Genomic DNA, 25,432 nt, shown 5'->3' on the forward strand with positions numbered 1-25,432 from the left:
AAAAAAAGAGCGAATGTATAGACATAGTACAATTGTACCTACAAAGAAAGAAAAATGAACAGGAGTGTGTACCGTTAATGAAACCTGCTGGAGTCGTACGTAAGGTTGACCAGCTCGGAAGAATCGTGCTGCCGAAATCTTTGCGTAAAAGATATCAAATGAATGAAGGAGATCCCGTTGAAATTTTAGTGCAAGGAGATCATATTATTTTGGAGCGTTATCGTCCAAAATGCATTTTCTGCGGATCGATGGAAGAAGTAAGCGAGTTCAAAGATCGTTACATTTGTGGTGTGTGTCTTACAGAGATGACAGGTCTTCAAGAGAACGCCTAAACTTAAAACCAAGCCAAGCCCAAGCACAGCATAGGCTTATAAAGAAAGAAGCTCTCCTCAGCAGAGGGGAGCTTCTTTGGTGCATTTTATAGACCCTTCGTCTTGTCATCATTGTAAGAAGAAGTCAGTATGCCTCCCAAATACAATACAAGCACCAGGGTGACGATCCAGAAAGTCAACGAAAATGACATGTCATCCACCTCCTGTTACCTTGTGAATTCTATTATACTGATACTTGTCTCAAAAAGGAATCTTTTTCCTGATTCGTAAATGTTTATTCGAAGAAAAGAAAATGTGTTGGCAGCTTTCGTAGGACACCGTCCGAAGGCTTATTCACGACACGTCCATTCAGAATCAGTGAAGAGGAGCCGCCGCCATCCAGGTTATAGCCATTTTGCACTCCAAGCTTGTACATTTTATTCTGAAGCTCTTGGAGTGTTGCTCCCGAACTTCCTTTTTCATCGTATCCATCCACGACCAGGATGAGCAGCTGGTCATCCTTATAGTTGCCAATGACCGTTCTTGGTGCACGCTTCGGCGTTGTTTTCCATTTGGATGGGATGATCAGCTTCTTGCCGTCTTTAAGCAGCATGGGGACGAAGGTGGCGCCAAATGAAGGCTCTAGCTTGTCTAGATCGGCTTGTTTGGTAAATCTTCCTCCAATCAGCTCGCCTTTCTTGTTCAAGCCGACAAAGGAGAGATCCTTCGTGCTGGGATGAAAGCCAGTCAAGTATTTGCCGTTAGCTACCGTTGTGCTAAGTGGATACCGGCTGCCGCCTGCGTCAGCATATCCCCCGGCATTAATGCCTGCAACCGCACCACTGCGTGCGACAGCCTGCATCGTCGTTTGGGATTTGCCGACACCTTCACCGATCGACATCTTCATGGCACTCGGATCCTTAAGCTTGATCTTCATGGCATAGCCTTGATATGGTCCTGGGTTCATTTGGTATAGTTCTATCCGAATCCTGTCGCTGTTGACTTGTTCAATCGGTGTGCCAAGCTTTGCAGATATCCGCTTGTCATAGATCGCTTCAGGTTTTCTTGCTTGTGCTGCGGTCATGTTCGCAATGCTTTCCATCGTTTTAGTCGTATTCTCATACAACTCGGTTGTTTTTTGAATATAAGAAGAGGTTGTTTCGGCCAGCACTTTCGCTTCCGCCAGACCTTGGCTAATATTCTCTGTTTGGGAGATGATCGTGTTTTGCGGAATAAGCTCGTCCTTTGGCGAAAGCGAACTTAAATCGAGCGGCGGCTGCAATAAGAGCAGGTATACAAGCAGTCCGATAAAGGGAGCTGTAATCAGCATGAAAAAGCGATTTACTTTTTGCAGTGAAGTCATCATTTTAACAGATCCATCTTCTTCTGCAGCGTATCCAGCTGCTGCTTCACTTCTCTAAGCTCAGAATATAGCTGATTACTGTTATCGGTAGTATTGCCGGCATTGTCCTTTGTGAAGGTCAGCAGTTCATTGAAGGTCTGAACTTGCTCCTGCAAGCTGACCAGCTCACTTGAGATTTCATCCAGCTGTGTCTGATACTCCTGCTTGACGACCAGCAACTGCTGATCATTATAGGTCTGAATTTCTAGTATCATTTGTTCTCTTAAATGATTGCTGTATAAGTAGGCTGCGGCAGCTCCTAAGGCAATAATAATAATCCATAATACTAGAAACAGACGGACAGATCGCTTGCTTCTCCTTGCAGCTTGCCGGGTGTGATGGCTTGTGTTCTCTTCTGTTGATGGATTCATTTCATCACTCCTCGTGTTGTTCCTACAAAATTCTATAAATTTTCCAGTCCTCATTCTATCATGCGGCCGCCCTCTTACGCAAAAAAGAACTTCTTTAGCGGAAAAAGGAAAAAGAGATTGCATCGGAAGGAAGTCCTAGGATACAATTTCATATATAATCCAAATTAAGGACTTAAGAGGGATGTCTTTTCTGGTGAAATGTGATTTGTTTTTATCCTTTTGGGCTGTGCTTCCTCTAAACTATGATTGACGCACGTTCTATCAATTTTCATAAATTATATCTATTAACGAACTAGGAGGAGCTTATATGAGAAAGGTATGGCAGGTGGTCTTGATTGATATTCATCCGACCAGCATGCTAGGAACAAAATTAATATTGGAAGAACATCAGGACCTATTAGTCCGGGCGATGGTTTCCACTGGGGTGGATGGATTGGCAGAAGTAAGCAGCTTGAAGCCGGACCTCGTTCTAATCGACTATAAATTGCCTGACGGAAATGCGGACCAATTTATCGTAGAGATGAAGCAGGTCTCTCCAAACACTCATATTGTCGTGATGACGGATGAGGATAATTTGAACCTGTATAAGAGAAATATCAGTCTAGGCGCAAGCGGAATGCTGTCTAAGCAATCTTCGCCCATGAAGCTTATTCATATGATTTCCGGTCTGCGTGAGGGGCTGGCCTCTATTCCTTTGCATTGGTTGACTAATGACGAGTGGTCGAACACGGTGGACCAAGAACTAGATATTCATCTTCAGCTTACAGATATGGAAATCTTCATTATGGAACGAATCGTTCAAGGTGTGACATACGATAAGATCGCTAATGAAATAGATGTCAGCAGAAGATCAGTAGACAACTATCTCCGCAAAATATACACAAAACTGGGCGTATCTAGCCGGGCTCAAGCTATTGAACAGTTCACCTTGTATTCCAAAATACATAAGAAGCAGTATGTGTAACAAGGCATAATAGATGTGTACGGCGAATAGTCTTTATACGTCCCGATAGAGAGAGGAATCATGAGATGGGACGATTACCCGGATAGGGGGGAAATACATGGAGTTCTCCTTTGCTTCCCATTCCTCCAGGTTATTATCTTCACATGCGAACAGGACGAACAATGTCAAAAGACAAAATTCGTTTATCTCGCTGGCTGAAGAGCTTCCTGCGGAGGAGTTTTTCCCGATCAAACGATTGGGTGAAGCGGCACATGCTGTCTTCTCGTCTGATCCTTCAGTTCTACAATATGGTGAGCCAGAAGGGTTCTTGCCGCTTAGAGGCTGGATTCGTAAGGATTGGGAGTTACGAAAAGGAATTCGTACTACAGAGGAACAAATACTGCTGACGACAGGTACACAGCAGACGATTGATCTGGTCACAAGACTTCTGGTCGATTCTGGTGATACGGTTGTCGTGGAGAGTCCGACATCACCAGGATGTCTGCAGGTGCTGCAGATGCAAGGTGCGGTCATATTACCTGTTTTTACCGATACGGAAGGTATTGTCCCGGAACATCTTGAAGAGCAGTTTCAGAAGCATCGTCCGAAGCTGCTTTTTGCTGCACCCAGTTTTTCAAATCCAACGGGAATTTTATGGAGTCTTCCCAGACGTAAAGCCGTACTGGATCTATGTCGAAAATACAGTGTGCTGATTATCGAGGATGATTCCTATGGAGAATTGCATTTTGGAGCAGACGATCCGGCAAATCCCTTCTCAGAGAGCTATCCTGCTCTGTATGCGATGGATCAAGCAGACAATGGGAATCATGTGCTGTATATAGGTTCTTTCAGTAAAACTATTGCTCCTGCTCTGCGTACGGGATGGGCAACCGGTGATAAACGGTTGATTCAAGGCATGTCTTCTTTGAAGCAGATGGCTGATTGGCAATCCAGTCCGATCAATCAACAAATATTGTACCAATTGCTGGGCTCCACTTCCTTCAAATGGAATGAACATCTTGCTCTGCTCAACAGAGAGTATGAGGTAAGACTAAAGCTGATGCTTGAGCTGTTAAAAAGACCGGGGTTCAAGAATGTGAAATATCATCCGCCAACCGGGGGAATGTACCTCTGGATTGAGCTTCCTCCGGGACTAAGCAGCGAAGCTCTGCTCAAAGCTGTGCTGCACAAAGGTGTATCGTTCCTGCCTGGCTCCAGGTGTTCTCCTGGCAAACAGACAGAGCACTATATTAGGCTCAATTTTAGCAGACCTGGAAGGGAAGAGCTGTTACTCGGGATGAATTTGATCAGCGAAGCGATATCCGAGTTTACGGCTCGAAGTTAGAGAGACATATTGTTGACATAAGGAGAGGGGCTTCCTCTCTTTTTTTTTCGTTTTGATTTATGTATACTTTTGATTAATGCAACTAAAGATATTGTGAAAAATAATTCAAAATATAATTTATTTATTGAACTTACTAACATTTTTATATATTATGTTTATAAGTCAGTTGCAATCACTTTATTAGTTGGTTTCAAATGACATATAGAGATAACTACACTTATTTAGGGAGAGAATTTACTATTATGGCAAACGTATTATTTATCAAAGCGAATGACCGTCCTGCGGATCAAGCGATCAGCGTACAAATGTACGACACATTCTATAATGCATACAAGGAAGCAAATCCTACAGACAGCATCATTGAATTGGATCTGTTTGCAGCTAACCTTCCGGCTTACGGAAACAATGCCGCAACAGGCACGTTCAAAGTAGCTAAAGGCATCGAAACGACTCCAGCTGAGCAAGAAGCTGCTGATCTGGCTGCATTTTATCAAAAACAATTCTTGGAAGCTGACAAAGTCGTTGTGGCATTCCCGCTCTGGAACTTCACTGTTCCTGCACCGCTTGTTAACTACATTTCTTACCTGAGCCAAGCAGGTGTGACTTTCCAATACACTGCTGAAGGCCCAGCGGGTCTTGTAGGCGACAAGAAAGTGGTACTTCTGAACGCTCGCGGCGGCGTATACTCTGAAGGACCTCTGGCAGCTGTTGAAATGGCTGTTAAATACGTAGCTTCTGCATTTGGCTTCTGGGGTATTCAAAACCCTGAGGTTCTGGTTATTGAAGGACATAATGCCTTCCCTGACCGCTCTGCAGAAATTGTACAAGAAGGACTTAGAAAAGTTGCAGAAACGGCTTCCCGTTTCTAATCGATACTTTTAAATTTAAGGCTGGATGCGAGAATATTGCATCCAGCCTTTTTGCAGCTCAAGGTAGTGGATGTTGCTGAAGTACCGCATAATACTTGTCCAAATCCTCTCTTCCCTGCTCACTCAGTGTATACCGGCCGCGCTCAATTCTGGTAAACCAGCCATAATAATTTTTTTGCAGGATGGAAGCTGTATTCGTTATCCCTGTCCGTCTGGCAAGCTCGGCAGGAGAGGCGGACGGAATGGGTGCAAGTGCCTGCGCAACTCGAAGTGCACGTTCCCGGTAGGCAGTGACTAGCTTGGCTTTATGGCTGCCGCCCAGGTTGTAATCTCCGCTGCGTCCATCAAATTCCTTAAGCAGGAGGTCTTTGCGTCTTTTGATTGTTTTGGAGGAAGTAAGGGCAGCCTCGGGAACACATAAACAATCGACAAGAGCAGGTTTTGTTTTGTATCGTATTACGGTGATGAGTCCCAAACCGAGCTTTCTGCATAGGTCTGTAATCTCTCCAAACCGCTGATTAGCAGCCCCGCGCTTCACCCGGTTTCGTTCAACGGCAAGATAAACATTGCTGCTCGTTTTTAATCTTTGCATTCCTTGCAGAAGAAGCGATAGATTAAAGGTCTTCTTGATTTCCACAATTAACGGGTCAGGCATATCCTCTCTTACACCCACCAAATCACAATAATTCACTTCAGATTTAATATGGTATCCTTGCTTCTCAAAATAGGATTTTATCGGCTCGTATAATTCTGTTTCATATTGAACGGCCATTCTTGATCAAACTCCTTTATTGCTGTGCAACCCTTCCACCGTATGAATTGCATCCATGTACGCTTAATCCTTTATCAAGTTCATGTCTAATTTAATGGAGGAGTACATAAACGTATTAGTTAAGCTCTTTCATAAACATCCATATTTCATCAAGTATAGCATATGACTTGGAAGGGTTCATTTTAAGATCCATATGTTTTTCAGTCTCGAAAAGAGAACCTGTCACAAAAAAAGAGGCAACTTATCCGAATTAACGCATAGGTATGTAATACACTTTTTTTAGATCAAATCGTCAAGCTTCAGGGTAGGCGAGATAATTGCATATTTTAACGCTAATGGGAAGATTTGAAGCAGGGGAGCTTATGAATTGACCTTATCCTTATTCGGAGTGGATGCTGAATCATTATGGAGCCATGGGAGGTACGAAGGAGCATGAACATATTTGAACGCGTTGCTGAATTTCGGGCTGAGAGTAATCGTTTATCTTGGTCGGGTACATTCAAAGAGTATATTGAAATTCTAAAAAAGGATCCAACACCTGCAATGACGGCTCACGCAAGAGTGTATGAGATGATCAAATCGTACGGTGTGGAAGAAATCGGAGGGCATAAGCGTTACAAGTTTTTTGAGCAGGAGATTTTTGGACTAGACCGAAGCGTGGAGAAGCTTGTTGAGGAATACTTCCATTCAGCAGCTCGGAGACTGGATGTCCGTAAGCGGATTTTACTCTTGATGGGTCCTGTCAGCGGAGGAAAATCGACGCTCGTGACTCTGCTTAAACGCGGATTGGAGCAATTCTCCCGCACAGATAAAGGTGCAGTTTACGCGATAGAAGGCTGCCCAATGCATGAGGACCCGCTTCATTTAATCCCGCTGGAGCTAAGACCTGAGGTAGAGAAAGAGCTGGGTGTAAGAATTGAAGGGAATTTGTGTCCTTCCTGCCAAATGCGACTGAAAACAGAGTATGACGGTGACATAGAAAAGGTACGTGTAGAGCGGGTATTTATATCGGAAGACAATCGAATCGGGATCGGTACCTTTAGTCCTTCTGATCCGAAATCTCAGGATATTGCTGACCTAACAGGAAGCATTGATTTCTCAACCATTACGGAGTATGGTTCTGAATCCGATCCACGGGCCTATCGTTTTGATGGGGAGCTGAACAAAGCAAACCGCGGATTAATGGAATTCCAAGAGATGCTCAAGTGTGATGAGAAATTTCTATGGAATTTGCTCTCGCTTACTCAGGAAGGAAACTTCAAGGCAGGCCGATTTGCACTGATCAGTGCCGATGAGATGATTGTGGCTCATACGAATGAATCGGAGTACAAGGCATTTATATCCAACAAGAAAAATGAGGCCCTTCAGTCACGGATGATCATTATGCCGATTCCTTACAATTTGAAGGTGTCAGAGGAAGAGAAAATATATAAAAAGCTGATTGAACAAAGTGATATGCGCCATATTCATATTGCGCCTCATGCTTTGAAGACGGCTGCAATCTTCTCTATTCTCACTCGGTTAAAGGAATCCAAAAAACAAGGCATGGATCTCGTTAAAAAAATGAGAATGTATGACGGGGAAGAGGTCGAGGGCTACAAAGAAGCAGACCTCAAAGAAATGCAGAATGAATATCTGGAAGAGGGCATGACCGGTATTGATCCCCGTTATGTTATCAACCGCATTTCGAGTGCGTTGATTAAGCAGGACTTGGAGTGCATCAATGCACTGGATATATTAAGAGCCATCAAAGACGGATTGGATCAGCATGCCTCCATCACGAAGGAAGAACGTGAGCGGTATTTGAACTTTATCGCGGTAGCACGCAAAGAATACGATGAGCTTGCCAAAAAAGAAGTGCAGAAGGCTTTTGTTTACTCCTTTGAGGAGTCGGCCAAAACGTTGTTTGAGAATTACCTGGACAATATTGAAGCCTTCTGCAATTGGAGTAAAATTCGTGATCCTCTGACCGATGAGGAGATGGATCCAGATGAGCGCCTCATGCGTTCCATTGAGGAGCAAATCGGTGTATCTGAAAATGCAAAAAAGGCCTTCCGTGAAGAAATTCTAATTCGGATTTCAGCCTATTCCCGCAAAGGCAAAAAATTTGAATACAGCAGTCATGATCGACTTCGTGAAGCGATTGAGAAGAAGCTGTTCGCTGATCTGAAGGATATCGTGAAGATTACAACTTCAACCAAAACACCAGATGCAAATCAGCTGAAACGCATTAATGAGGTCAGCTCCAGACTGATTGACGAGCACGGTTATTGCCCGGTCTGCGCAAATGAGCTGTTGCGTTATGTGGGCAGCTTGTTGAACCGCTAACTTATTTTTTTTACACCTATCCCCTTGCAAACATCTTAACCCCATTTCATAATGCGCTGTCTGATTATTGCAAATTGTGCAACTCAGATAGCGTGTTTTTACTTTTTTCCTGTAATGAGAATAGGAAGATAAATGAAAAATAGGACTTTAGGATTATGATATTGTGGTATTAAAGGTCTATAATGATTTTTCGAAGCAAAAAAAATACTAATATAAGGAAAAAAAGTTGCAAGGAGGGAGAATTTTCGAAATGATTGAGGTTTCCGAAGATCGAGAACGACAGCTGGCCTACATAGGTATTACCAATCTGGAGCTGAAATTGCTTCAAAACCACCGTCCTATTTTTGAAAAAATAGTAGATGAGGTTGTTGACCGGTTATATGACCGAATAGAACAAGTGGAAGAACTTAGAGGCATCATTACCAAATACTCCACGATAGAACGTTTAAAGCAGACACAACGGTGGTATTTTATGTCCCTGACCGATGGGCGTATAAATGAAGATTTTATTGAGAAGCGTATACAAATCGGGCTTATCCATTCCAAAATTGGACTTAAATCCGATTTTTACTTGGGCAGTTATATGGTGTATCTGGATGTGGCCACCAGCATCGTACAGCAAATCATGCCAAATGGATGGTATCCTGTTATACATGCTCTTAGCAAGATGTTTAATTTTGATTCCCAGCTTGTGCTCGAAGCTTACGAAGGAAAGGAAAAGCAGAAGATAACCGATATTGCTGATGAGCAGGAGCGTCTGCTGCAGGCTATTACAGAGGTGTCTCAGAGACTGACCGGTATGATTGATGAGCTGCATAACAATACAGAGCTGATCGCCGAAACAGCAAGACAGACGGCAGCTTCCCAGGAATCTGCCCATAAGCTGATCGATGACCTGAATCAAGAGGTAAAGGAAATTCAAAAGATGGGTAGTCTCATCCGTGAAATTTCAGACCAAAGCCATCTGCTGGGACTAAATGCAGCCATTGAGGCTGCTCATGCGGGAGATAGCGGGAGGGGCTTTGAGATCGTGGCAGGAGAGATCCGCAAGCTGGCTACGGGTTCCAAGAAGGCAATGGAGCAAATCCAGAGTGTGCTGAACAGTATTAGAACGAAGCTGGATCAAGTACAGAGTGAGTCCGATAATACGAAGGACAACGCAAGTAAGCAAGTATTCAGCTCCAGTGAGCTTATGGCATTCGTTCAGATAATGGAATCCGTATCAGGTGACCCCAAAGAGCTTCAAGCCTCTCATTCGTAGCTTCTAAGAACGGTTCAAATCAACTAGATATATACCTCTTCACTTCGCTAAATCGAATTATGCAAAATCCTGAAATAAGAGCAAAAGGCATTGTAATGTCTTTTGTCTCTTCTAAATTCCTTTTAATTGTAAATAGTAAGCGCATACAATTTAATTCTATGAGGATGACACCTTTTAGGCTATAATGAATTCATTCATACAAAACCAAGTTAACCAGCATGCAAATGCATTTAGGATAATGAGAACGTAGAGGTGATCAAATGGCATCGATCCATGATGTGGCTAAAGAAGCCGGGGTCTCAGTTGCTACCGTTTCAAAGGTGCTGAATGATTATCCCGATGTAAGTGACAAGACACGTAAGAGAGTAAACCTGGCTATTGAGCAGCTGCACTATCAACCGAATGTGGTGGCTAGGGGATTAGTAAAAAGAAGATCATGGACTGTAGGTGTGTTGTTGACCGTCCCCTTTACGAATCCATTTGTAGCCGAACTGTTAGAAGGTATTAAGACAGCGCTTGAGAACAGCGGATATGATCTGGTTCGTTTATCCACTCGTTTTGATGATCCGCATTATTCATTTATTAAGCATTGCCGAAGCCGTAATGTGGATGGAGTTGTCGTATTTGGAGTGGAGCGCGATAATCGCAGCATCGATGAATTGATTCATTCGGATATTCCAACCATGTTTGTCGATATGGATATCGTTGGTAAGCGGGCAGGATATATTACAACAGATAACCAAAATGCAATTCATAAGGGTGTAAAACATCTTTACGAGCTCGGTCATCGTAAAATAGCCTACATATCGGGCACCTTGGGGCCTTCTATTGCTAATATGCGGCTTGAGGGATACAGACAAGGCTTAATAAGCTGCGGATTATCTTATCTGACCAGCTACCTTGAGGTATGTGATTATACATTTGACGGCGGAGCGGCTGCGATGCGCAGACTGCTTGCACTCAAAGACACGCCGACAGGCATTGTATGCGCTTCTGATCTCTCCGCTTTTGGGGCAATTCACGAAATTGAGAAGCATGGACTGTCCGTTCCTCAAGATATCTCTGTTGTAGGCTTTGATAATACTTATCATGCACAAGTATTCAAGCCGAATTTGACGACAGTGAATCAAAATATTTACTCCATCGGCATCAAATCCATTGAATGCTTGATTGCCCTCATAGAGAATCGGGACTATTCTCCACCTGTGATTATGGAGCCTTCTGAACTGATCGTTAGGCAAACAACAGGGAAGGCTAAGCTTGCCTGAAGCAATGCTGTTGTGTACATTTTTTTATAGAAACAAGGAAACACCTTCTAAACCCAATCTCATGAAGTTTTTTCATGCAGATCGGTCAGAAGGTGTTTTTTTATTTCGATGTGATCTTTGATCTATATATACCCTTGATGTAAGCAGCTAAAGGTATTATGAAAATTGATTCATCCAATTAAAAATAAACCTTTCAAGAAATTTACCCATTTATTACGAGAATGACTATCTTATAAGTACAGAGGAGCTATATAATGGGACAAGGACAAGTTTAAATTTTGCACATTCGAATTAATTTCATAAAGGAGTTAAATTTTCATTGAATAGATTAATAAAAGCAGTCATTTTACTGACTTGTGTCATGTTTGTGGGAAGTGCGCTTGTGTTTGCAGAGTATAAGGGGAATTCCCTTTCAAATATAGAGAATACAGATGAAGTTAGAATCGAGCCTGCAATGGATGCAGTAGCCGTTGTGCCTGGCACCGATAATGCGTTGTATCCGGTACAAGAAACAGATGGAATTTATGAGGGAATGATATTGGCATGGGGAGGGAAATATCTTAACTTTCCTTGGAGAAGCGTGGCCTCGGAGACAGCATCTGCACAATTAATGGCAATGGATGTTACGCAGGATGGGGTAGAAGATGCGATTATATCCTTAACGTCTGCTGATGGAACAGGTGTTTATGTAGAACAGCTCCATATCGTCGATGGAATGAAGATGATTGAGATCATGATGAAGGATCCCGTAGATGCTGCAGAAGAATACATACAGATGAGTGCAGAATTTGATGATGTTGGTCCTGTATCTGTAGGCAATTATGTCGATTATGAAGTGAAGGGGAGCACAGTGACGGCAACGCTCGGTGTTGCCCAATCCATTACTCAATATATTGGCGACCTTGTAATTACCTATCAATATAATTCTGAGCTGGAAGAGTTTGAACCGCATTCAGTAATGTATACAGCATTTTAAATAAAATAAATCCGAAAGGACCTGCTCAAACAGGTCACTTTCGGACTCTTCGATTCTAGACACTTTGGCTTGCAAAGGAAGTTTTTTCTACGAATTCAGACAGCTGTCCAATGCTCTTGGAGAGGGTTGTAGCAGATACTTCGTGTTTAGCAGCAAGCTCGGATTGACTAATGGTGTTACCTTGTTTCGTTGCAGTGACATATTCTAATGCACCAGCAAAACCTCCTGGCTTACGATAGCGGGGAGCTTCACTATTGCTGTAGCTGTTCCATAGCAAGACAAGTCCACTTGTCTCTTCCTCGTTCAGCTTGTACTCTTCTGCGATTGCAGGAATAGCAGATTCAGCAAGTTCAAGGTGCATATCGTGTTCCCAAGTCATCTCTGTAAAGTTCAGGACAGAATCCTGAAGGTTCTTATCAGCTACCAGAGGAGCAGGGGGTGCAGATACAGCTGCTGAGGATGTTACAGGGCGGCGATTGGTAATGACTTCGACTGAAGTGGCTACCCTTACATTACGCTGCTTTTGTCTATCTTTCTCGAGGCAACATTTTTTATATTTCTTGCCACTGCCGCAGTGGCACGGTTCGTTTCTACCTAGGTTGATCAAGTTCGTTCGCTCCTTTAATTCTATCAAAGAGATTCTAATGATGAGCGCAATAATGTAAGGCGCTAACAAAAGTAGATTATATCATATTTTAATGGGTTTAGATGTAATACCCCCTATATTTCAATGTACTCCATGAAAAAGCCTGTTTCAACCCAAAAATGGGCTAAAACAGGCTTAAAACGGGGCAATCGTGTTAATTTAACAGTTTGCGGTAGATCTTTTTTCCATCAAATGTAAATTGCACCGGTTTATCTTCGATAATGGTTTCAAGATGCACCGTTCGACCCCATAATCTATATACGTAAGGAAGCGTACGTTCCATATATTTCAAGTCAAGTTCGATGCCTTCGTACTGATGTTTAAGCATGAGTTCTCCAGTACGAAGATAATCTCCGTCTTGCACGACAAGGTACGGTGAGCCGCCATTGACTCTGGCATAGATCAGTTGATCACGAATATTTTCCCAAGACTTGTCGGTAATTTTCCATTCGGGTCCTTTTTTCTCAAACACATACAGGTCGAGATCTTCGACTAAATCCTTTGTCATATAGTTGCGGATGAAGGAGGTGTCTGAATCGTACTCGCGAACCTCAAACATTTTGGACCTTCCTTCCCCCGGCTTGCGTCCAAAGCGCTCCTGCACCTCAAGGGTCGGGTGATCCCAGCGGCGTTCGATATCCTCGAAGATTTTGACTCCGAGATAATAAGGGTTCAGGCTTTGCTTCGATGGCTGCACAACAGAGGCATTAAGCATGGCATATTCCACGGTTTCTTCACTTGTCAGGTCAAGCTCGCGTATAATACGTTGATGCCAGTAGGAAGCCCAGCCTTCGTTCATGATCTTGGTCTCCATTTGGGGCCAAAAATAGAGCATCTCTTCACGAAGCATGCTCATGATGTCTCTCTGCCAATCGGTTAGTGTTTCGGAAAATTCCTGTATGAACCACATGATGTCCTTCTCCGGTTCGGGAGGAAAGTGGTGAACCTTATGCTGTGATTGCTCTACTGTTGATTCAGCAGGTTCGCCGATGGCCCATATATCGTCATATCGTCCGGGAGGGCGAATGACCTTGGTTTCTTTTTGCTGCTTCATTTTCATTTCCATGTACCGCTGCTTGTCGAGATGCTGAGGCTTGATCAGCTGCGGATCTACATGCTCCTGAATAGCGAGTACAGCATCAATAAAGGATTCGACGGCTTCCGTACCGTATTCAAGCTCATACTGGCTGATTCGGTCTGCAGTCGCTGACATGCTCTCAACCATATTGCGGTTGGAGGCTGAGAAGCGGGCATTGTTTTTGAAAAAATCACAGTGTGCAAGCACATGGGCTACAATGAGCTTGTTCTGAATCAGAGAGTTCCCATCCAGCAGGAAGGCATAGCATGGATTGGAGTTGATCACAAGCTCGTATATTTTGCTCAAGCCAAAGTCATACTGCATCTTCATCTTTTGAAACGTCTTGCCGAAGCTCCAATGGCTGAATCGAGTCGGCATACCGTAGGCTCCGAAAGTATATATGATGTCGGCAGGGCAGATCTCATAACGCATCGGATAATAATCAAGCCCAAATCCGTCAGCAATTTCCATGATTTCTGCAATAGCATATTCCAGTTCTGTAATTTCATTGCTCATGAAGCACTGCCTCCTTCCTTCTTATGGAAAAAGTTTCGCAGCGCATTGTAGACTTCGCCCTTCTCCTTGATCACGTAGTACATAAATTGATCCATTTTAATATTACGATAGGCGGACATCAGCGTACTGCTGCGGTTATATTGGTTCACTTCTCCATAGCCAAACATATTGCTTCGCTTCAACAGTTCTCCGATGAGCTTCACACAGCGTTCGTTGTCAGAGGTGAGGTTATCTCCATCCGAGAAGTGAAAGGGATAAATGTTATAGCTTGAAGGAGGATAGCGACGGTCAATAATTTCAAGAGCCTTCATATAAGCAGAGGAGCAGATGGTACCGCCGCTTTCTCCCCGGGTGAAAAATTCTTCCTCGGTCACTTCTTTGGCTTCGGTATGATGGGCAACAAACACGATTTCTACCTTTTCATACTGCTTTCGAAGAAAGCGGGTCATCCAGAAGAAGAAGCTGCGCGCACAGTATTTTTCAAAGGACCCCATAGAGCCGGAGGTATCCATCATTGCGATGATGACAGCATTAGAGTGCGGGATTACAGTATCATCCCAGGTTTTGTAGCGCAGATCATCCGGACTGATGTGGTGTATGCCTGGATTTCCACTAGTGGCGTTCCGTCTCAGGTTCTCAAGAATGGTCCGTTTCTTATCAATATTGGATTGCATTCCTTTTTTGCGAATATCGTTAAACACGATGTTATGCGTTTCAATTTGTTCCTTATCCTTTTGCTTTAAATGCGGCAGTTCCAATTCGGAGAACAGCATGTTCTCTAGTTCCTCAATACTGACCTCAGCTTCAACGATATCGTGACCAGGCTGATCTCCTGCCTTTTCACCCTTGCCGGACTTTTGACTAGCAGGATCGCGGCCGATTACATCACCGACCTGGCTGTCCCCGTCACCCTGGCCGACATGCTTCTGCTTCTGATAGTTGTACACAAAGTGATATTCGTCCAGACTCCGGATTGGAACCTTGATGATTTGCTTGCCATCGGACATAATTATGTTTTCTTCTGTAATGAGATCGGGCAGGTTTTGCTTAATGATTTCTTTCACCTTCTGCTGATGGCGCTGCTGGTCTTGGTACCCTTTACGGTGAAGCGACCAATCTTCTTTGGAGACGACAAACGAGTAAGGATGGCGAGAATCTGGCATGTTAGGCACCCCCCTTGGATTACGCGGCACAGTTTGGCCTGCTGTAAATTATGTATATTCACGGGCAGGGACGTTATGTGATGACATATATAATAAATAAAGAATATATCGAAACTTTTTTTTCAAGATGCCATGGTATTGACGATTTTTGTTAGAAAAAGATTCGCTTTTATCCAAGATAGTAGTATTATGGTTAAAAAGAAAAAGTAGAGGTCCAGTGAAACGAGAATTGGGTCCATAATGCAGGAGGGAAATAGATGCAATATCATAGTACTCGAGGACATGTAAACGGGGTTGGCTTCATTGATGCATTTCTAATGGGGCTGGCTACGGACGGAGGTCTGCTTGTACCAAGCACGATACCTTCGTTATCGACAGAACAGCTGGAGGCATGGCGGAATCTATCCTTTCAAGATCTCATGCTCGAAATTTTCTCCTACTATACGAATGAAGAAATTCCGGAAGCCGAACTGAAAGAAATGGTGTATGCGAGCTACAGCACATTCCGTGATGAAGCTGTTACACCTGTTCGTAAGCTGACGGATCAAATATATTTGCTTGAGTTGTTCCATGGGCCTACCTTTGCGTTCAAAGATGTTGCTCTGCAGCTGATGGGCAATCTATATACTTATGTCGCACGCAAATACAATAAACAGATTAATATTCTCGGAGCAACCTCAGGGGACACCGGTGCATCAGCGATTGAAGGGGTTCGAGGAAAAGAAGGCATCAATATCTGCATTCTGCATCCAAATGGTAAGGTCAGCAGGGTTCAAGAGCTGCAGATGACGACAGTGCAGGACGACAATGTATTGAACCTTTCCGTCGAAGGGAATTTTGACGACTGCCAGCGTATGATTAAGCAGCTGTTTGCGGATGTAGAATTCAAGCAGGAGCATCATCTCTGTGCAATTAATTCTATAAATATTGTGCGAATTCTCGCTCAGACGGTTTACTACTTCTATGCCTATTTCCGGGTGACAGACGAGCGTCCGGAACTAAAGGGTTCACCGCTTCATTTCAGTGTTCCGACAGGAAACTTTGGTGACATTTTTGCAGGGTATCTCGCATCCCGGATGGGTCTTCCCGTGGGCAAGCTCATATTGGCGACGAATGAGAATAACATTCTTGAGCAGTTTGTTAACAAAGGGCTGTATAAGCCGGATCAATTCCATACGACCTACAGTCCATCTATGGATATTCAGGTCGCTAGCAACTTTGAGCGTTATTTGTATTACGTTCTGGGAGAGGATGCTGCTCAGACGGAAGAATATATGAAGTCTTTCCAAGAGAAGGGTCAAATTCAAATTCCGGAAGATGTGCTGGCGAAAGTACAGCAGGAATTTGCAGCCTATGGAGTGCTTGGTGAAGAATGTCTGGATACGATCAAGAAATATCATGAGCAAACGACCTATCTGCTAGATCCTCATTCGGCTTGCGGTGTAAGGGCAGCTGAGCAAACGACAAAAGAGCAGGAAGTGGTAGTGTCGCTAGCTACAGCACATCCAGCCAAGTTTAATGAAGCCATTGAGCTGTGCGGTATTGAGCAGAACTTCCCCGAGCAGATCGCGAAACTTTCGGATCTGCCTACACGGAAGAAGCTTGTGGATGGAAAGCTTGATGCTGTTGTGGCAGAGCTTGTTCCTTTCTATAACAAATAATCGTTGAAATACATTATTTTTTCATAATTATGAAGAGAAGCATAAGCATAAAAGTCTGTTTCCGAAGATAATATCTTGGGAGCAGACTTTTTTTGTTTGTGAAACGAGATATGAAAATACAACTGTGAAAAAGGATGAAAAATAAAGCATTGACATGATACAAATTGTATCATAAAGTAGGTTTAATAATACATAAAGTATCATTATTTTAAGATAGATGCACACATCAACAAATAATCTACAGTTATTTGTCGGAAAGGAGACGCAGCATTTGAAGCATTTCCGTGATGATCAACTCGTATTTTTGCTGTGTACGCCCAGAAGCGGAAGCTCACTCACGACAGTGATGCTGCAGAACCATGAGGAAGTCTACGCCGCACAGGAGATGTGGTATTTGCTCTCACTTGCGGATTTGCAATTAGCGCCTGTACGCCCCTACGGAGGTACAGGAATTATTCGTCAATTCTATAATGGAATTGTTTCAGAAGAGCTATTTCATAGAGCAGCCCGCAGCTTCGGAATTGAAATATATGAAGGATTATTAAATCTGAATGGCGCCAGCAAAATCATAGATAAGTCGCCAAGATATTATATATTGCTAGAGTTTCTGGATGCCGTATTTCCTGAATCGAAAAGAATCGGATTATTTCGCAACCCGTTGTCTGTAGCTGCCTCCTACAAGAAAGTCAATGCATTCAGCGGAGAAGCATTTTCACTGATCGAAGATCTCAAGCAGCCCGTTCCTGGAATGAAGATCGTAGACCTTACAGCCGGGCTGTTCCGCTACGCAACGTATTTCAAGGGTGAAACCGCATATTCTTATAAGATCAAATATGAGGAGCTCGTACGCCAGCCTGAACAACAATTAAGCATGCTGTGCGAGTTCATCGGCATTCCTTATCGAGAAGGAATGGAAAAGTACGGCAATCCGGTAAGCGAAGAAAAAGCAGATCTTTTTTACAGCATGGGAGCAGGAGATCCCTTCTTGTTGAATCATACACATGCACATGTGCAGTCCATTGACGCATGGAAAGATCAGCTTCGCCCTGATGAGGTTGATGCCTATTGCCGAGTGCTGGGAGCACAAATATTTCATGATCTTGGGTACTCGGAAGAACTGGAAGAGGCACAGCGGATGACGGGCGTGAGGTATGAGCTCTCGCCTGATGAAGCGACCATTGAGCGGATTGAAGAACAATTTCTGAAGTCGAGCGGTTATACATGGAAGCCGGATTATGAATTAAGCACAAGCACTTCCGATACGGGGTCGCCGCTAATTGAAGCAGTCGATGGTCTGGAATTAGAGGCTATGCAGATAAACCAGATAAGTGACCACAGGCAGGCTTCCATCCAGATCGCTCAGCTTGAAACGAGAGTCAGGCTGCTGGAGAACAGATTAACGAAGAGCTATATGGAGAAGAACCATATTGAAAAGCAGCTGATCCAGCTAAGAAGCAAGCTGGATCGAATTAAATCCATACTTCCGTTTGGGAACCGGCTATCAACTTGGGCTCAGGGGTACTTGTCTGGAAGGGAGGGGAAATCATGAGCGCCATCATGGGATGCTTTTCCCGAAGAGAACCGATCTTGCCTGAAGATATGGACCCCGCAGGAGCATATTTAACAAAATATAAGTGGGATCGTATTCATTCGTGGAGTGATGCTCATGTGTTTTTTAGCTGCCATATGCAGTGGGTGACCCCAGAGTCCGTCCATGAAGTGCTGCCTCTATATGATGAAAGGCGTGATATAAGCATCACTGCGGATGCGATTATCGATAATCGCAGTGAGCTGTTTGACAAGCTGCTGATTCCTCACAAAGAGCGAATGACCATTTCGGACAGCCAATTAATACTCGAAGCCTATGTGAAGTGGGGAGAGGAAGCTCCGAAGCATTTATTGGGTGATTATGTATTTATGATTTGGGATCCAAAGAAGGATCAATTGTTCGGCGCACGTGATGAGTCGGGACGCAGGTCCTTCTACTATATTGATGATGCTGTACATTTTGCGTTCTGCAGCTCTATGACCCCACTATTCAAGATGCCGTATTTCAACAAAGAGTTAAACGAGCAATGGCTGGCGGAATTTCTTACGATCCGAGGAATGTATGAATCGTATGACGTTCATGCCACTGCGTATCGCAATGTAAGGCAAATTCCGGCTGCACATTGGATCAAGGTAAGCAGGCATGGAGTAGAATTACGGCAATATAGTAATTTTGAAGAAGTAGAGCCGCTGTATTTGAAGACGGATGGAGAATATGAAGAGGCCTTTCGAGAAGTGTTTGACCAGGCTGTCCGAGCAAGAATAAGAACGTATAAGCAAGTGGGTACTGCCCTCAGCGGTGGACTCGATTCAGGAACGGTTGCGAGCTTTGCCTCACCGATGCTGAAAGCCGGCGGCAAGGAGCTTCATGCATACAGCTATGTACCCGTATCTGGGTTTGAAGATTGGACATCCAGCCGTTTAATTGCAGATGAAACGCCTTACATTCAATCCACAGTGAATTTTGTAGGGAATATTCGAGAGAACTATATGAATTTTGCAGGCAAAAGTCCGTTGACGGAAGTGAATGACTGGCTGGACATTATGGAGACCCCCTACAAATTTTTTGAAAATTCATTCTGGATTCGCGGATTTTATGAACGTGCACAGGAGCAGGGAGTAGGCGTAATGCTTACTGGGGCTATGGGGAACTTTACGATTTCGTGGGGACCGGCCTTGGACTACTACGCTCATTTATTGAGGAGAGGCAAGCTGGTTCACCTTGCGAGGGAAGTTCAGCAATATAGCCGTCTGGCAGAGGTGCCGCACGGGAAGCTGCTGCCTATTATCGGGAGGAAGGCATTTCCAATGCTTCGCAGGCAGCGTGCGGTAGCAGGGGAAACAGTCAAGATGCCTGAATTGATCCATCCGGAATTTGCCAGAAAGATGGAAATGCATCGTCAAATGAAGCCATACGTTGTAAATAAAGAAACTATGTATATTAACGCATTAGCTGCACGAAAAGAAAATATAAATAACTTGGCCGTTGCCAACAAGAATGGGGCGATGGCTACTAAATTGTCTATGCGTTATGGACTTATTGAGCGGGATCCAACCAACGATCCGAGAGTTGTTCGTTACTGTCTATCCGTTCCACTCGAGCAATATGTTCAAAAGGGGCGAGATCGCGCTCTGCTGCGTCGCTCCACTGTGAATTACTTGCCGGATAACGTGAGACTCAATCAGACGATAAGAGGAGTTCAGCCTGCGGATTGGATTTATCGAATTATGCCGGAATGGGACATATGGGTATCAGAGCTAAAAAGGATGACTAATGACAATTCCATCTCAGGTTACTTAAATATAGACCAGATTCTCAAAGGTATTACTAAGCTGAATAATCCTCGTCTAGAACTTGCATGGGATCCTGAGGTTCGAATGCTGATGCACAGCCTGATTGTTTATCGTTTTTTACAGCAATTCTAACCTCTTGTAAATTGAGCTGTGTATCCGAAATTATTGAAAGGAGGTGAGAGGAATGCATACCAATAAAATGGAATGGCAAGTACCTAGCCTAGAAGTTCTTGATATGAGTGAAACTAAGCAAGGAACTGGATTCAGACAAATTGACTGGATTTCCGAGCATGATGCAGATTTGTACGATCCTAGCTAATATGAATTAATGGAGTCATTTTTACTTATGCATACTGACAGCTTACAGCTATCAGCGAGAACGATAGACCTGCTTTCGTTGATAGCTGTAAACCGATTTAGAATAGCTTATTAAATAGATGAATTAGGAGGATTACATGTTACAAGATAAACCAGCTGTATCCGCCTATTTAGCTTTTGGATTAACCATTCAAAGTGAATTGCCGCTTCCTGAACTGACTCCTTCCGTAGTTTCGGGAGAGGAAAACATTGATGTGACTATTCAGTTTGGAGACTTGTCCTCTGTATGCATTGACTGGAGATTGGCTGAACAGAACTTTCAAAGCAGGGATGATCAATTTTTATTTCAAATTCCTGAAGTAGGAGCGTTTCAGGTAGTACAAGGCAGAGCTGTGACGGTGATGCCGCATAAAGACAGTGATCTATCCAGAGTCAGGTTATATTTGTTAGGAACTTGTATGGGCGTATTGTTACTCCAGCGTAATATATTACCTCTACATGGCAGCGCAGTAGCTGTGGAAGGATATGCATTTGCTTTTGTCGGAGAATCGGGTGCAGGCAAATCAACGTTATCTGCGGCTTTTGTAAATAGAGGTTATAGACTTATTAGTGACGATGTCATTGCTGTATGTACGGATCAATCTATACTTAAGGTTTCTCCAGCATATCCCCAGCAAAAACTTAATGCATTGAGTCTTGACCTGCTAACCATGAATTCCGATGGACTCAGCGTAATTAAGGACGAATGGAAGTATGCAGTTCCAAGGAAAAAGGACTTTAGCCAAGTTAAACTGCCATTAGCAGGTGTATATGAGCTTATTGCTTCAGAGCAGCCAGATGTACAGTTGCATCCTGTATCTTCCCTCGAGGGCATTCAGTTGCTCCAAGCGCATACTTATCGGTTGCCTCTTGTCAAGAGAATACAAAGTATGCAGTGGCATTTTAACAAGGTGACAGAGATTGCAAGTCAAGTAGAATTGTGTCGACTGCATCGTCCAAAGAATTCCATAACAATTGAGCAACTCGTCAATACTGTGCTGCAGACCATTGAAAGAGGAGTGAGGATGATCAGATGAAATTAGAAACGATATTACAAGATGTCTACTATATTCATAAAGAAGGACATGTTGTCAGTGATATGAATGGTGATAAAGTGATGATGTCCATTCAGTCAGGAAAGTATTTTAATTTGGGCCGTACAGGTGGACGTATTTGGGAATTGCTTGCTGAAGGCAATACGATTTCAGGAATTGTTAAGACCTTATCCACTGAATATTCGGTAGATCAATCTACATGTAGTCAACAGGTAGAGCTATTCATGAATTCCCTCCTAAAGGAAGGACTTATTAAACAAAAAGAGGTTTAATATGATGCGGAGCAAAACTTTATTACTTCGCTCTTTCACCAAGCAAAAGCCTGCCATGAGAAAACTGATCATAGAGGCTTTCTTTTATTTGGCCTATGCGAGAGTGATTAACCTGCGGCCCTTCTCAAAAGCTGCTCAGATGTTAGGTTGTGAAAATGAAGAAACATCATATGATCAAAGCTCCGTTTTGGATCCGGTACGGCTGAGGGTTGCCAAGGCCATTGATATGACGGCTAAACATACGCCTTGGAGGAGTGAGTGTCTCGTAACCAGTATTGCTGGGATGAGGATGCTGAAAAGGCGCAACATTGAAAGTACGCTTTATCTTGGTGTTGCACGTAACGAAAGCGGGGGAATGAATGCGCATGCTTGGCTTCGGAGTGGCCCGATGTATGTAGCCGGAGCAGACGGAATCGAAAAATATACGGTCGTAGGGATGTTCTCTAATAAAAAGCTGAACGAGAGTGAAGTCAGAGGGTGATGAAATTCATGAAAGATCTAAACAATAGTATTTTTGCCGGAGCAGCAATGGAATTTCAATTTATGTGTGAGTTACTTGCAGAGGATCGTATAACAGATCAGGAAATCCGGGAAAGATATGAGGTCGGAACAATAGATTGGAACGAATTTAGTAGATTAATTTACCATCACCGCATATACCCGCTTATTTATACACGTTTGCATTCACTGCGCGATGTAGTCCCGTTGGGCGTAATGGATCAACTTCAGAAGGCAGTGAGACATAACACATTTTATATGATGAGGCTGACGGCCGAGATGGAGCGAGTGACAGCAGCCTTGGAACAACAAAATATTAAGGTGATGTTGTTAAAAGGGCCGGTTCTATCCTATGAACTATATGGCGACCTAGCGCATCGAACCTCCAAGGATCTTGACTTACTGGTCAACATTGGTGATGTTGATGCATCCCTGATCGCTTTAGAAGAAGCAGGTTATACCAAAAAGTATGACACCCCCTTTATTATGGAAGGCTGGAAGTGGAAGGACCATCATATTTCAATGTTTCATCCGGAGCATAGAACCCAGATCGAGGTGCATTGGAAGCTTAATCCATCCGGGGCGAAGGACATTACATTTCAAGAATTGTGGAATAGAAGACAAACGATAACTTTAGTTGGACATGAGGTATCTTATCTGGGCAAAGAAGATCTATTCATGTATCTTGTCAGTCATGGGGCAAGACATGGATGGTTTAGACTTCGTTGGCTGATGGATATCGATCTCATAATACGTAAGGACAATACCTTTGATAATTTTGAGTATTATGCAGAACTGCATGAAAGCAAATTCTATACGGGGCAAGCTTACTTGTTGTGTTCAAAATTACTGAAAACGCCGCTTACACTTAAAATGAGAGAGCTTGCGGAGCATGCCCATTCAATAAAATTAGCGGAATATGCATTGAATTTGATCCTTGAAGAGCCTGATAAAGAAACAGGAATGAATTATCTGAAGCAGATCAAATCTCCTAAACGTCGAATGATCATGCTGCTAGGGAGGCTGTATCCGGGTCCGATGGATGCTCAAATGCTGCCGTTACCCCGGAAGCTGCATTTTCTATATATACCTTTGCGCCCGTTTCTATGGATGTGGCGCCGAATCAGGCAGCGTGTGGTTCTCAAAGGGAGACATGAATATGATTGAACTTCGAACCTATCTAAAGAAGCTGTACTCCATTACAGGTCCCAAGCTGATCGCCAGCATCTTGTTCATGGTCATTATCAGTATATTGGAAGGGTTCGGAATCTATATGCTGGTTCCCATGCTATCTGCAATTAATATATTGGATTCCGGTTTGAATGATTCGGTCCCGCTGGAATGGGTCACCGGTCTGCTTGGCTTCGTACCGCAGCAATCACAGCTTCTGCTTGTACTACTTATTTTTGTAGTCATATTGACAATTCAGGCTTTGATGCAGCGTAATCAGAACATTCTCAGCTCTCAAATCCAGCAAAATTTTATACATACATTGCGTTATGAAACGTATAGACTATTAATTTATTCCAAATGGGAGCTTTTTTTGACGAAGAAAAAATCGGACTTTAACCATATCCTCACATCTGAGCTGGCGCGTGTGAGCCAAGGAACGAACGTCTTAATTCAGCTTACGGCGTCGGTCATATTTACGGTCATTCAGATTGGGTTTGCCTTTTGGCTATCCGTTGAATTAACTCTGATGATATTAGGTTTTGGAGTCGTTCTGTTTATGGTCCTCCGGCCGTTTATACGCAAAGCCAAAGCATTGGGGGATCGCACTTCCGATCTGTCTCAACAGTACATGTCTGAGATCGTAGAGCATTTTAACGGGATGAAAGATATTAAGAGCAACAATTTGGAGCAGCAGCATGAAACAGGCTTTAGAGCCTTATGCAAGCGAATGGAGCATAACATGGTGTCTTACATTCGTCTTAATTCTGCGACACAATTGATTTATAGAATCGCTGCGGCGGTCATTATTGCTTTGTTTGTGTATGCATCCCTTAACCTGTTTTCTTATCGTGCTGAGCATTTGTTATTGATGATTGTCATATTCTCCAGATTATGGCCCCGGTTCTCCATGATCCAAACCAGTCTGGAGTATATCGGTTCGTTGATTCCTGCCTTCCGGAGCTTGTTGCAGCTTCAAAACGAATGTGAGCAGGCTTTGGAAACAAGCAGCATGGAGACTTCGATGAGCGGTACTGATATCAAGCCGATTGCTTTGAAGACAGGAATTCGCTGTGATGATGTATTCTATCGATATCCAGGACAAACGCAAGATGCGCTGCAGCACGTAGATACTGTTATTCCGGTAAACGGTATGACCGCTATTGTGGGACGTTCAGGTGCAGGGAAAAGTACATTTATTGATCTGCTCATGGGGTTGATTCAGCCGACAAAAGGAACAATTCGCCTGGATGAAGCTCCTTTGGAGGAATCGAGGCTGCGAGCTTGGCGACAGTCAATCAGTTATGTTTCGCAAGAGCCTTTCTTGTTTCATACATCGATTCGGGAGAATCTTCTTCTGGTCAAGCGGGATGCAACGGAGGAGGAGCTGTGGGAATCGCTGCGATTTGCCGCCGCTGATTTTGTTATAGATTTGCCTCAAGGGCTGGATACCATCATCGGAGATCGGGGAGTCAGATTATCTGGAGGAGAGAGGCAGAGGATTGTGCTCGCAAGAGCGATTTTGCGTAAGCCGGCCATTCTTATATTAGATGAAGCAACTAGCGCACTGGATGGAGAGAATGAATTAACCATACAAGAAGCGCTTAAGGCGCTGCAGGGACGGATGACAATCGTCGTCATTGCACACCGTTTGACTACGATCCAAGGCGCAGATCAGGTCATCGTGCTTGAAGGCGGCAGAGTGATGCAGCAAGGAGCATATGATGGGCTATCTACAGATGCAGAAGGTGCTTTCGGTCAATTGCTGTCTTATCAGACGAGAGCATCTTTGTAATCAAGATGCTCCAGTCATAAGTTGAAATATGAG

23 protein-coding genes are annotated in these 25,432 nt (G+C 43.6%); 17 read left to right on the plus strand and 6 right to left on the minus strand.

Features of this window, described 5'->3' with window-relative positions; translation table 11 throughout:
- Window positions 1-77: 77 nt before the first annotated feature.
- Window positions 78-332 carry an AbrB/MazE/SpoVT family DNA-binding domain-containing protein gene (locus tag BM415_RS03080; RefSeq protein WP_047909978.1) on the plus strand — a complete coding sequence of 85 codons (255 nt, stop codon included), beginning with the start codon at window positions 78-80 and terminating at the stop codon, window positions 330-332.
- A gap of 274 nt (window positions 333-606) precedes the next feature.
- Here the strand turns inward: BM415_RS03080 and BM415_RS03085 are convergent, their stop codons facing one another.
- Together BM415_RS03085 and BM415_RS03090 are read right to left on the minus strand one after the other, a co-directional pair.
- Window positions 607-1,677 carry a phosphodiester glycosidase family protein gene (locus BM415_RS03085; protein WP_091154470.1) on the minus strand — a complete coding sequence of 357 codons (1,071 nt, stop codon included), beginning with the start codon at window positions 1,675-1,677 and terminating at the stop codon, window positions 607-609.
- Window positions 1,674-2,084, minus strand: coding sequence for a hypothetical protein (locus tag BM415_RS03090; protein ID WP_091154473.1), 411 nt, complete (start codon window positions 2,082-2,084; stop codon window positions 1,674-1,676). Before BM415_RS03090 ends, BM415_RS03085 begins: the two co-directional genes overlap by 4 nt.
- A 307-nt stretch (window positions 2,085-2,391) precedes the next feature.
- Between BM415_RS03090 and BM415_RS03095 the strand changes: the two genes are divergently transcribed.
- From BM415_RS03095 to BM415_RS03105, 3 genes are all read left to right on the plus strand, one after another.
- Window positions 2,392-3,048, plus strand: coding sequence for a response regulator transcription factor (locus BM415_RS03095; protein ID WP_091154475.1), 657 nt, complete (start codon window positions 2,392-2,394; stop codon window positions 3,046-3,048).
- Between the two features lie 97 nt (window positions 3,049-3,145).
- Window positions 3,146-4,372 carry an aminotransferase-like domain-containing protein gene (locus BM415_RS03100; RefSeq protein ID WP_091154478.1) on the plus strand — a complete coding sequence of 409 codons (1,227 nt, stop codon included), beginning with the start codon at window positions 3,146-3,148 and terminating at the stop codon, window positions 4,370-4,372.
- Between the two features lie 242 nt (window positions 4,373-4,614).
- Window positions 4,615-5,241 carry an FMN-dependent NADH-azoreductase gene (locus BM415_RS03105; protein WP_091154479.1) on the plus strand — a complete coding sequence of 209 codons (627 nt, stop codon included), beginning with the start codon at window positions 4,615-4,617 and terminating at the stop codon, window positions 5,239-5,241.
- A 58-nt stretch (window positions 5,242-5,299) separates the two neighbouring features.
- On the opposite strand, the gene BM415_RS03110 is transcribed toward BM415_RS03105, so the two are convergent.
- Window positions 5,300-6,013 (minus strand): DUF2161 family putative PD-(D/E)XK-type phosphodiesterase, encoded by a 714-nt coding sequence (locus tag BM415_RS03110; protein ID WP_091154482.1) that lies wholly within the window; start codon window positions 6,011-6,013, stop codon window positions 5,300-5,302.
- A 432-nt stretch (window positions 6,014-6,445) separates the two neighbouring features.
- Here BM415_RS03110 and BM415_RS03115 point away from each other — a divergent pair, with 432 nt between their 5' ends.
- The 4 genes from BM415_RS03115 to BM415_RS03130 all read left to right on the plus strand — a co-directional run bounded on the left by BM415_RS03115 (window position 6,446) and on the right by BM415_RS03130 (window position 11,846).
- On the plus strand, window positions 6,446-8,341 hold the full coding sequence (locus BM415_RS03115) for a PrkA family serine protein kinase (RefSeq protein ID WP_091154484.1): 1,896 nt from the start codon (window positions 6,446-6,448) through the stop codon (window positions 8,339-8,341).
- A gap of 250 nt (window positions 8,342-8,591) precedes the next feature.
- Window positions 8,592-9,602 (plus strand): globin-coupled sensor protein, encoded by a 1,011-nt coding sequence (locus BM415_RS03120; protein WP_091154486.1) that lies wholly within the window; start codon window positions 8,592-8,594, stop codon window positions 9,600-9,602.
- A 260-nt stretch (window positions 9,603-9,862) separates the two neighbouring features.
- Window positions 9,863-10,870 carry a LacI family DNA-binding transcriptional regulator gene (locus BM415_RS03125; protein WP_091154489.1) on the plus strand — a complete coding sequence of 336 codons (1,008 nt, stop codon included), beginning with the start codon at window positions 9,863-9,865 and terminating at the stop codon, window positions 10,868-10,870.
- A 319-nt stretch (window positions 10,871-11,189) separates the two neighbouring features.
- Window positions 11,190-11,846 (plus strand): hypothetical protein, encoded by a 657-nt coding sequence (locus BM415_RS03130; RefSeq protein ID WP_091154490.1) that lies wholly within the window; start codon window positions 11,190-11,192, stop codon window positions 11,844-11,846.
- Between the two features lie 55 nt (window positions 11,847-11,901).
- On the opposite strand, the gene BM415_RS03135 is transcribed toward BM415_RS03130, so the two are convergent.
- From BM415_RS03135 to yhbH, 3 genes are all read right to left on the minus strand, one after another.
- The gene (locus BM415_RS03135; RefSeq protein WP_091154493.1) at window positions 11,902-12,453 is read right to left on the minus strand and encodes an SEC-C domain-containing protein; all 552 of its coding nucleotides are present in this window, start codon (window positions 12,451-12,453) and stop codon (window positions 11,902-11,904) included.
- Window positions 12,454-12,646: 193 nt separating this feature from the next.
- On the minus strand, window positions 12,647-14,086 hold the full coding sequence (locus BM415_RS03140) for a SpoVR family protein (protein WP_091154495.1): 1,440 nt from the start codon (window positions 14,084-14,086) through the stop codon (window positions 12,647-12,649).
- Window positions 14,083-15,249, minus strand: a complete 1,167-nt coding sequence (yhbH, locus tag BM415_RS03145; RefSeq protein WP_091154497.1) for a sporulation protein YhbH — start codon at window positions 15,247-15,249, stop codon at window positions 14,083-14,085. The genes BM415_RS03140 and yhbH overlap by 4 nt, the downstream gene beginning before the upstream one ends.
- Window positions 15,250-15,506: 257 nt before the next feature.
- On the opposite strand from yhbH, the gene thrC reads away from it, so the two are divergent.
- The 9 genes from thrC to BM415_RS03185 all read left to right on the plus strand — a co-directional run bounded on the left by thrC (window position 15,507) and on the right by BM415_RS03185 (window position 25,399).
- A complete protein-coding gene (thrC, locus tag BM415_RS03150) occupies window positions 15,507-16,910 on the plus strand; it encodes a threonine synthase (RefSeq protein WP_091154499.1) in 1,404 nt (467 codons plus the stop codon).
- Window positions 16,911-17,181: 271 nt separating this feature from the next.
- Window positions 17,182-18,459 carry a sulfotransferase family protein gene (locus BM415_RS03155; protein WP_170862350.1) on the plus strand — a complete coding sequence of 426 codons (1,278 nt, stop codon included), beginning with the start codon at window positions 17,182-17,184 and terminating at the stop codon, window positions 18,457-18,459.
- Window positions 18,456-20,384: an asparagine synthase-related protein gene (locus tag BM415_RS03160; RefSeq protein ID WP_091154503.1), complete on the plus strand. Its 1,929-nt coding sequence runs from the start codon at window positions 18,456-18,458 to the stop codon at window positions 20,382-20,384. The genes BM415_RS03155 and BM415_RS03160 overlap by 4 nt, the downstream gene beginning before the upstream one ends.
- Window positions 20,385-20,436: 52 nt before the next feature.
- Window positions 20,437-20,571 (plus strand): paeninodin family lasso peptide, encoded by a 135-nt coding sequence (locus BM415_RS24635; protein ID WP_139236942.1) that lies wholly within the window; start codon window positions 20,437-20,439, stop codon window positions 20,569-20,571.
- Window positions 20,572-20,707: 136 nt separating this feature from the next.
- Complete coding sequence (locus tag BM415_RS03165) at window positions 20,708-21,646, plus strand: hypothetical protein (RefSeq protein WP_091154506.1); 939 nt, start codon at window positions 20,708-20,710, stop codon at window positions 21,644-21,646.
- Window positions 21,643-21,936, plus strand: a complete 294-nt coding sequence (locus tag BM415_RS03170; protein ID WP_091154507.1) for a lasso peptide biosynthesis PqqD family chaperone — start codon at window positions 21,643-21,645, stop codon at window positions 21,934-21,936. The genes BM415_RS03165 and BM415_RS03170 overlap by 4 nt, the downstream gene beginning before the upstream one ends.
- A gap of 1 nt (window position 21,937) precedes the next feature.
- Window positions 21,938-22,417: a lasso peptide biosynthesis B2 protein gene (locus tag BM415_RS03175; RefSeq protein WP_244533126.1), complete on the plus strand. Its 480-nt coding sequence runs from the start codon at window positions 21,938-21,940 to the stop codon at window positions 22,415-22,417.
- A gap of 8 nt (window positions 22,418-22,425) precedes the next feature.
- On the plus strand, window positions 22,426-23,601 hold the full coding sequence (locus tag BM415_RS03180; protein WP_170862351.1) for a nucleotidyltransferase domain-containing protein: 1,176 nt from the start codon (window positions 22,426-22,428) through the stop codon (window positions 23,599-23,601).
- Window positions 23,588-25,399 (plus strand): ABC transporter ATP-binding protein, encoded by a 1,812-nt coding sequence (locus BM415_RS03185; RefSeq protein ID WP_170862352.1) that lies wholly within the window; start codon window positions 23,588-23,590, stop codon window positions 25,397-25,399. Before BM415_RS03180 ends, BM415_RS03185 begins: the two co-directional genes overlap by 14 nt.
- Window positions 25,400-25,432 lie beyond the last annotated feature (33 nt).

Source organism: Paenibacillus sp. 453mf, from assembly GCF_900116105.1.
GTDB classification, from domain to species: Bacteria; Bacillota; Bacilli; order Paenibacillales; family Paenibacillaceae; genus Paenibacillus; species Paenibacillus provencensis.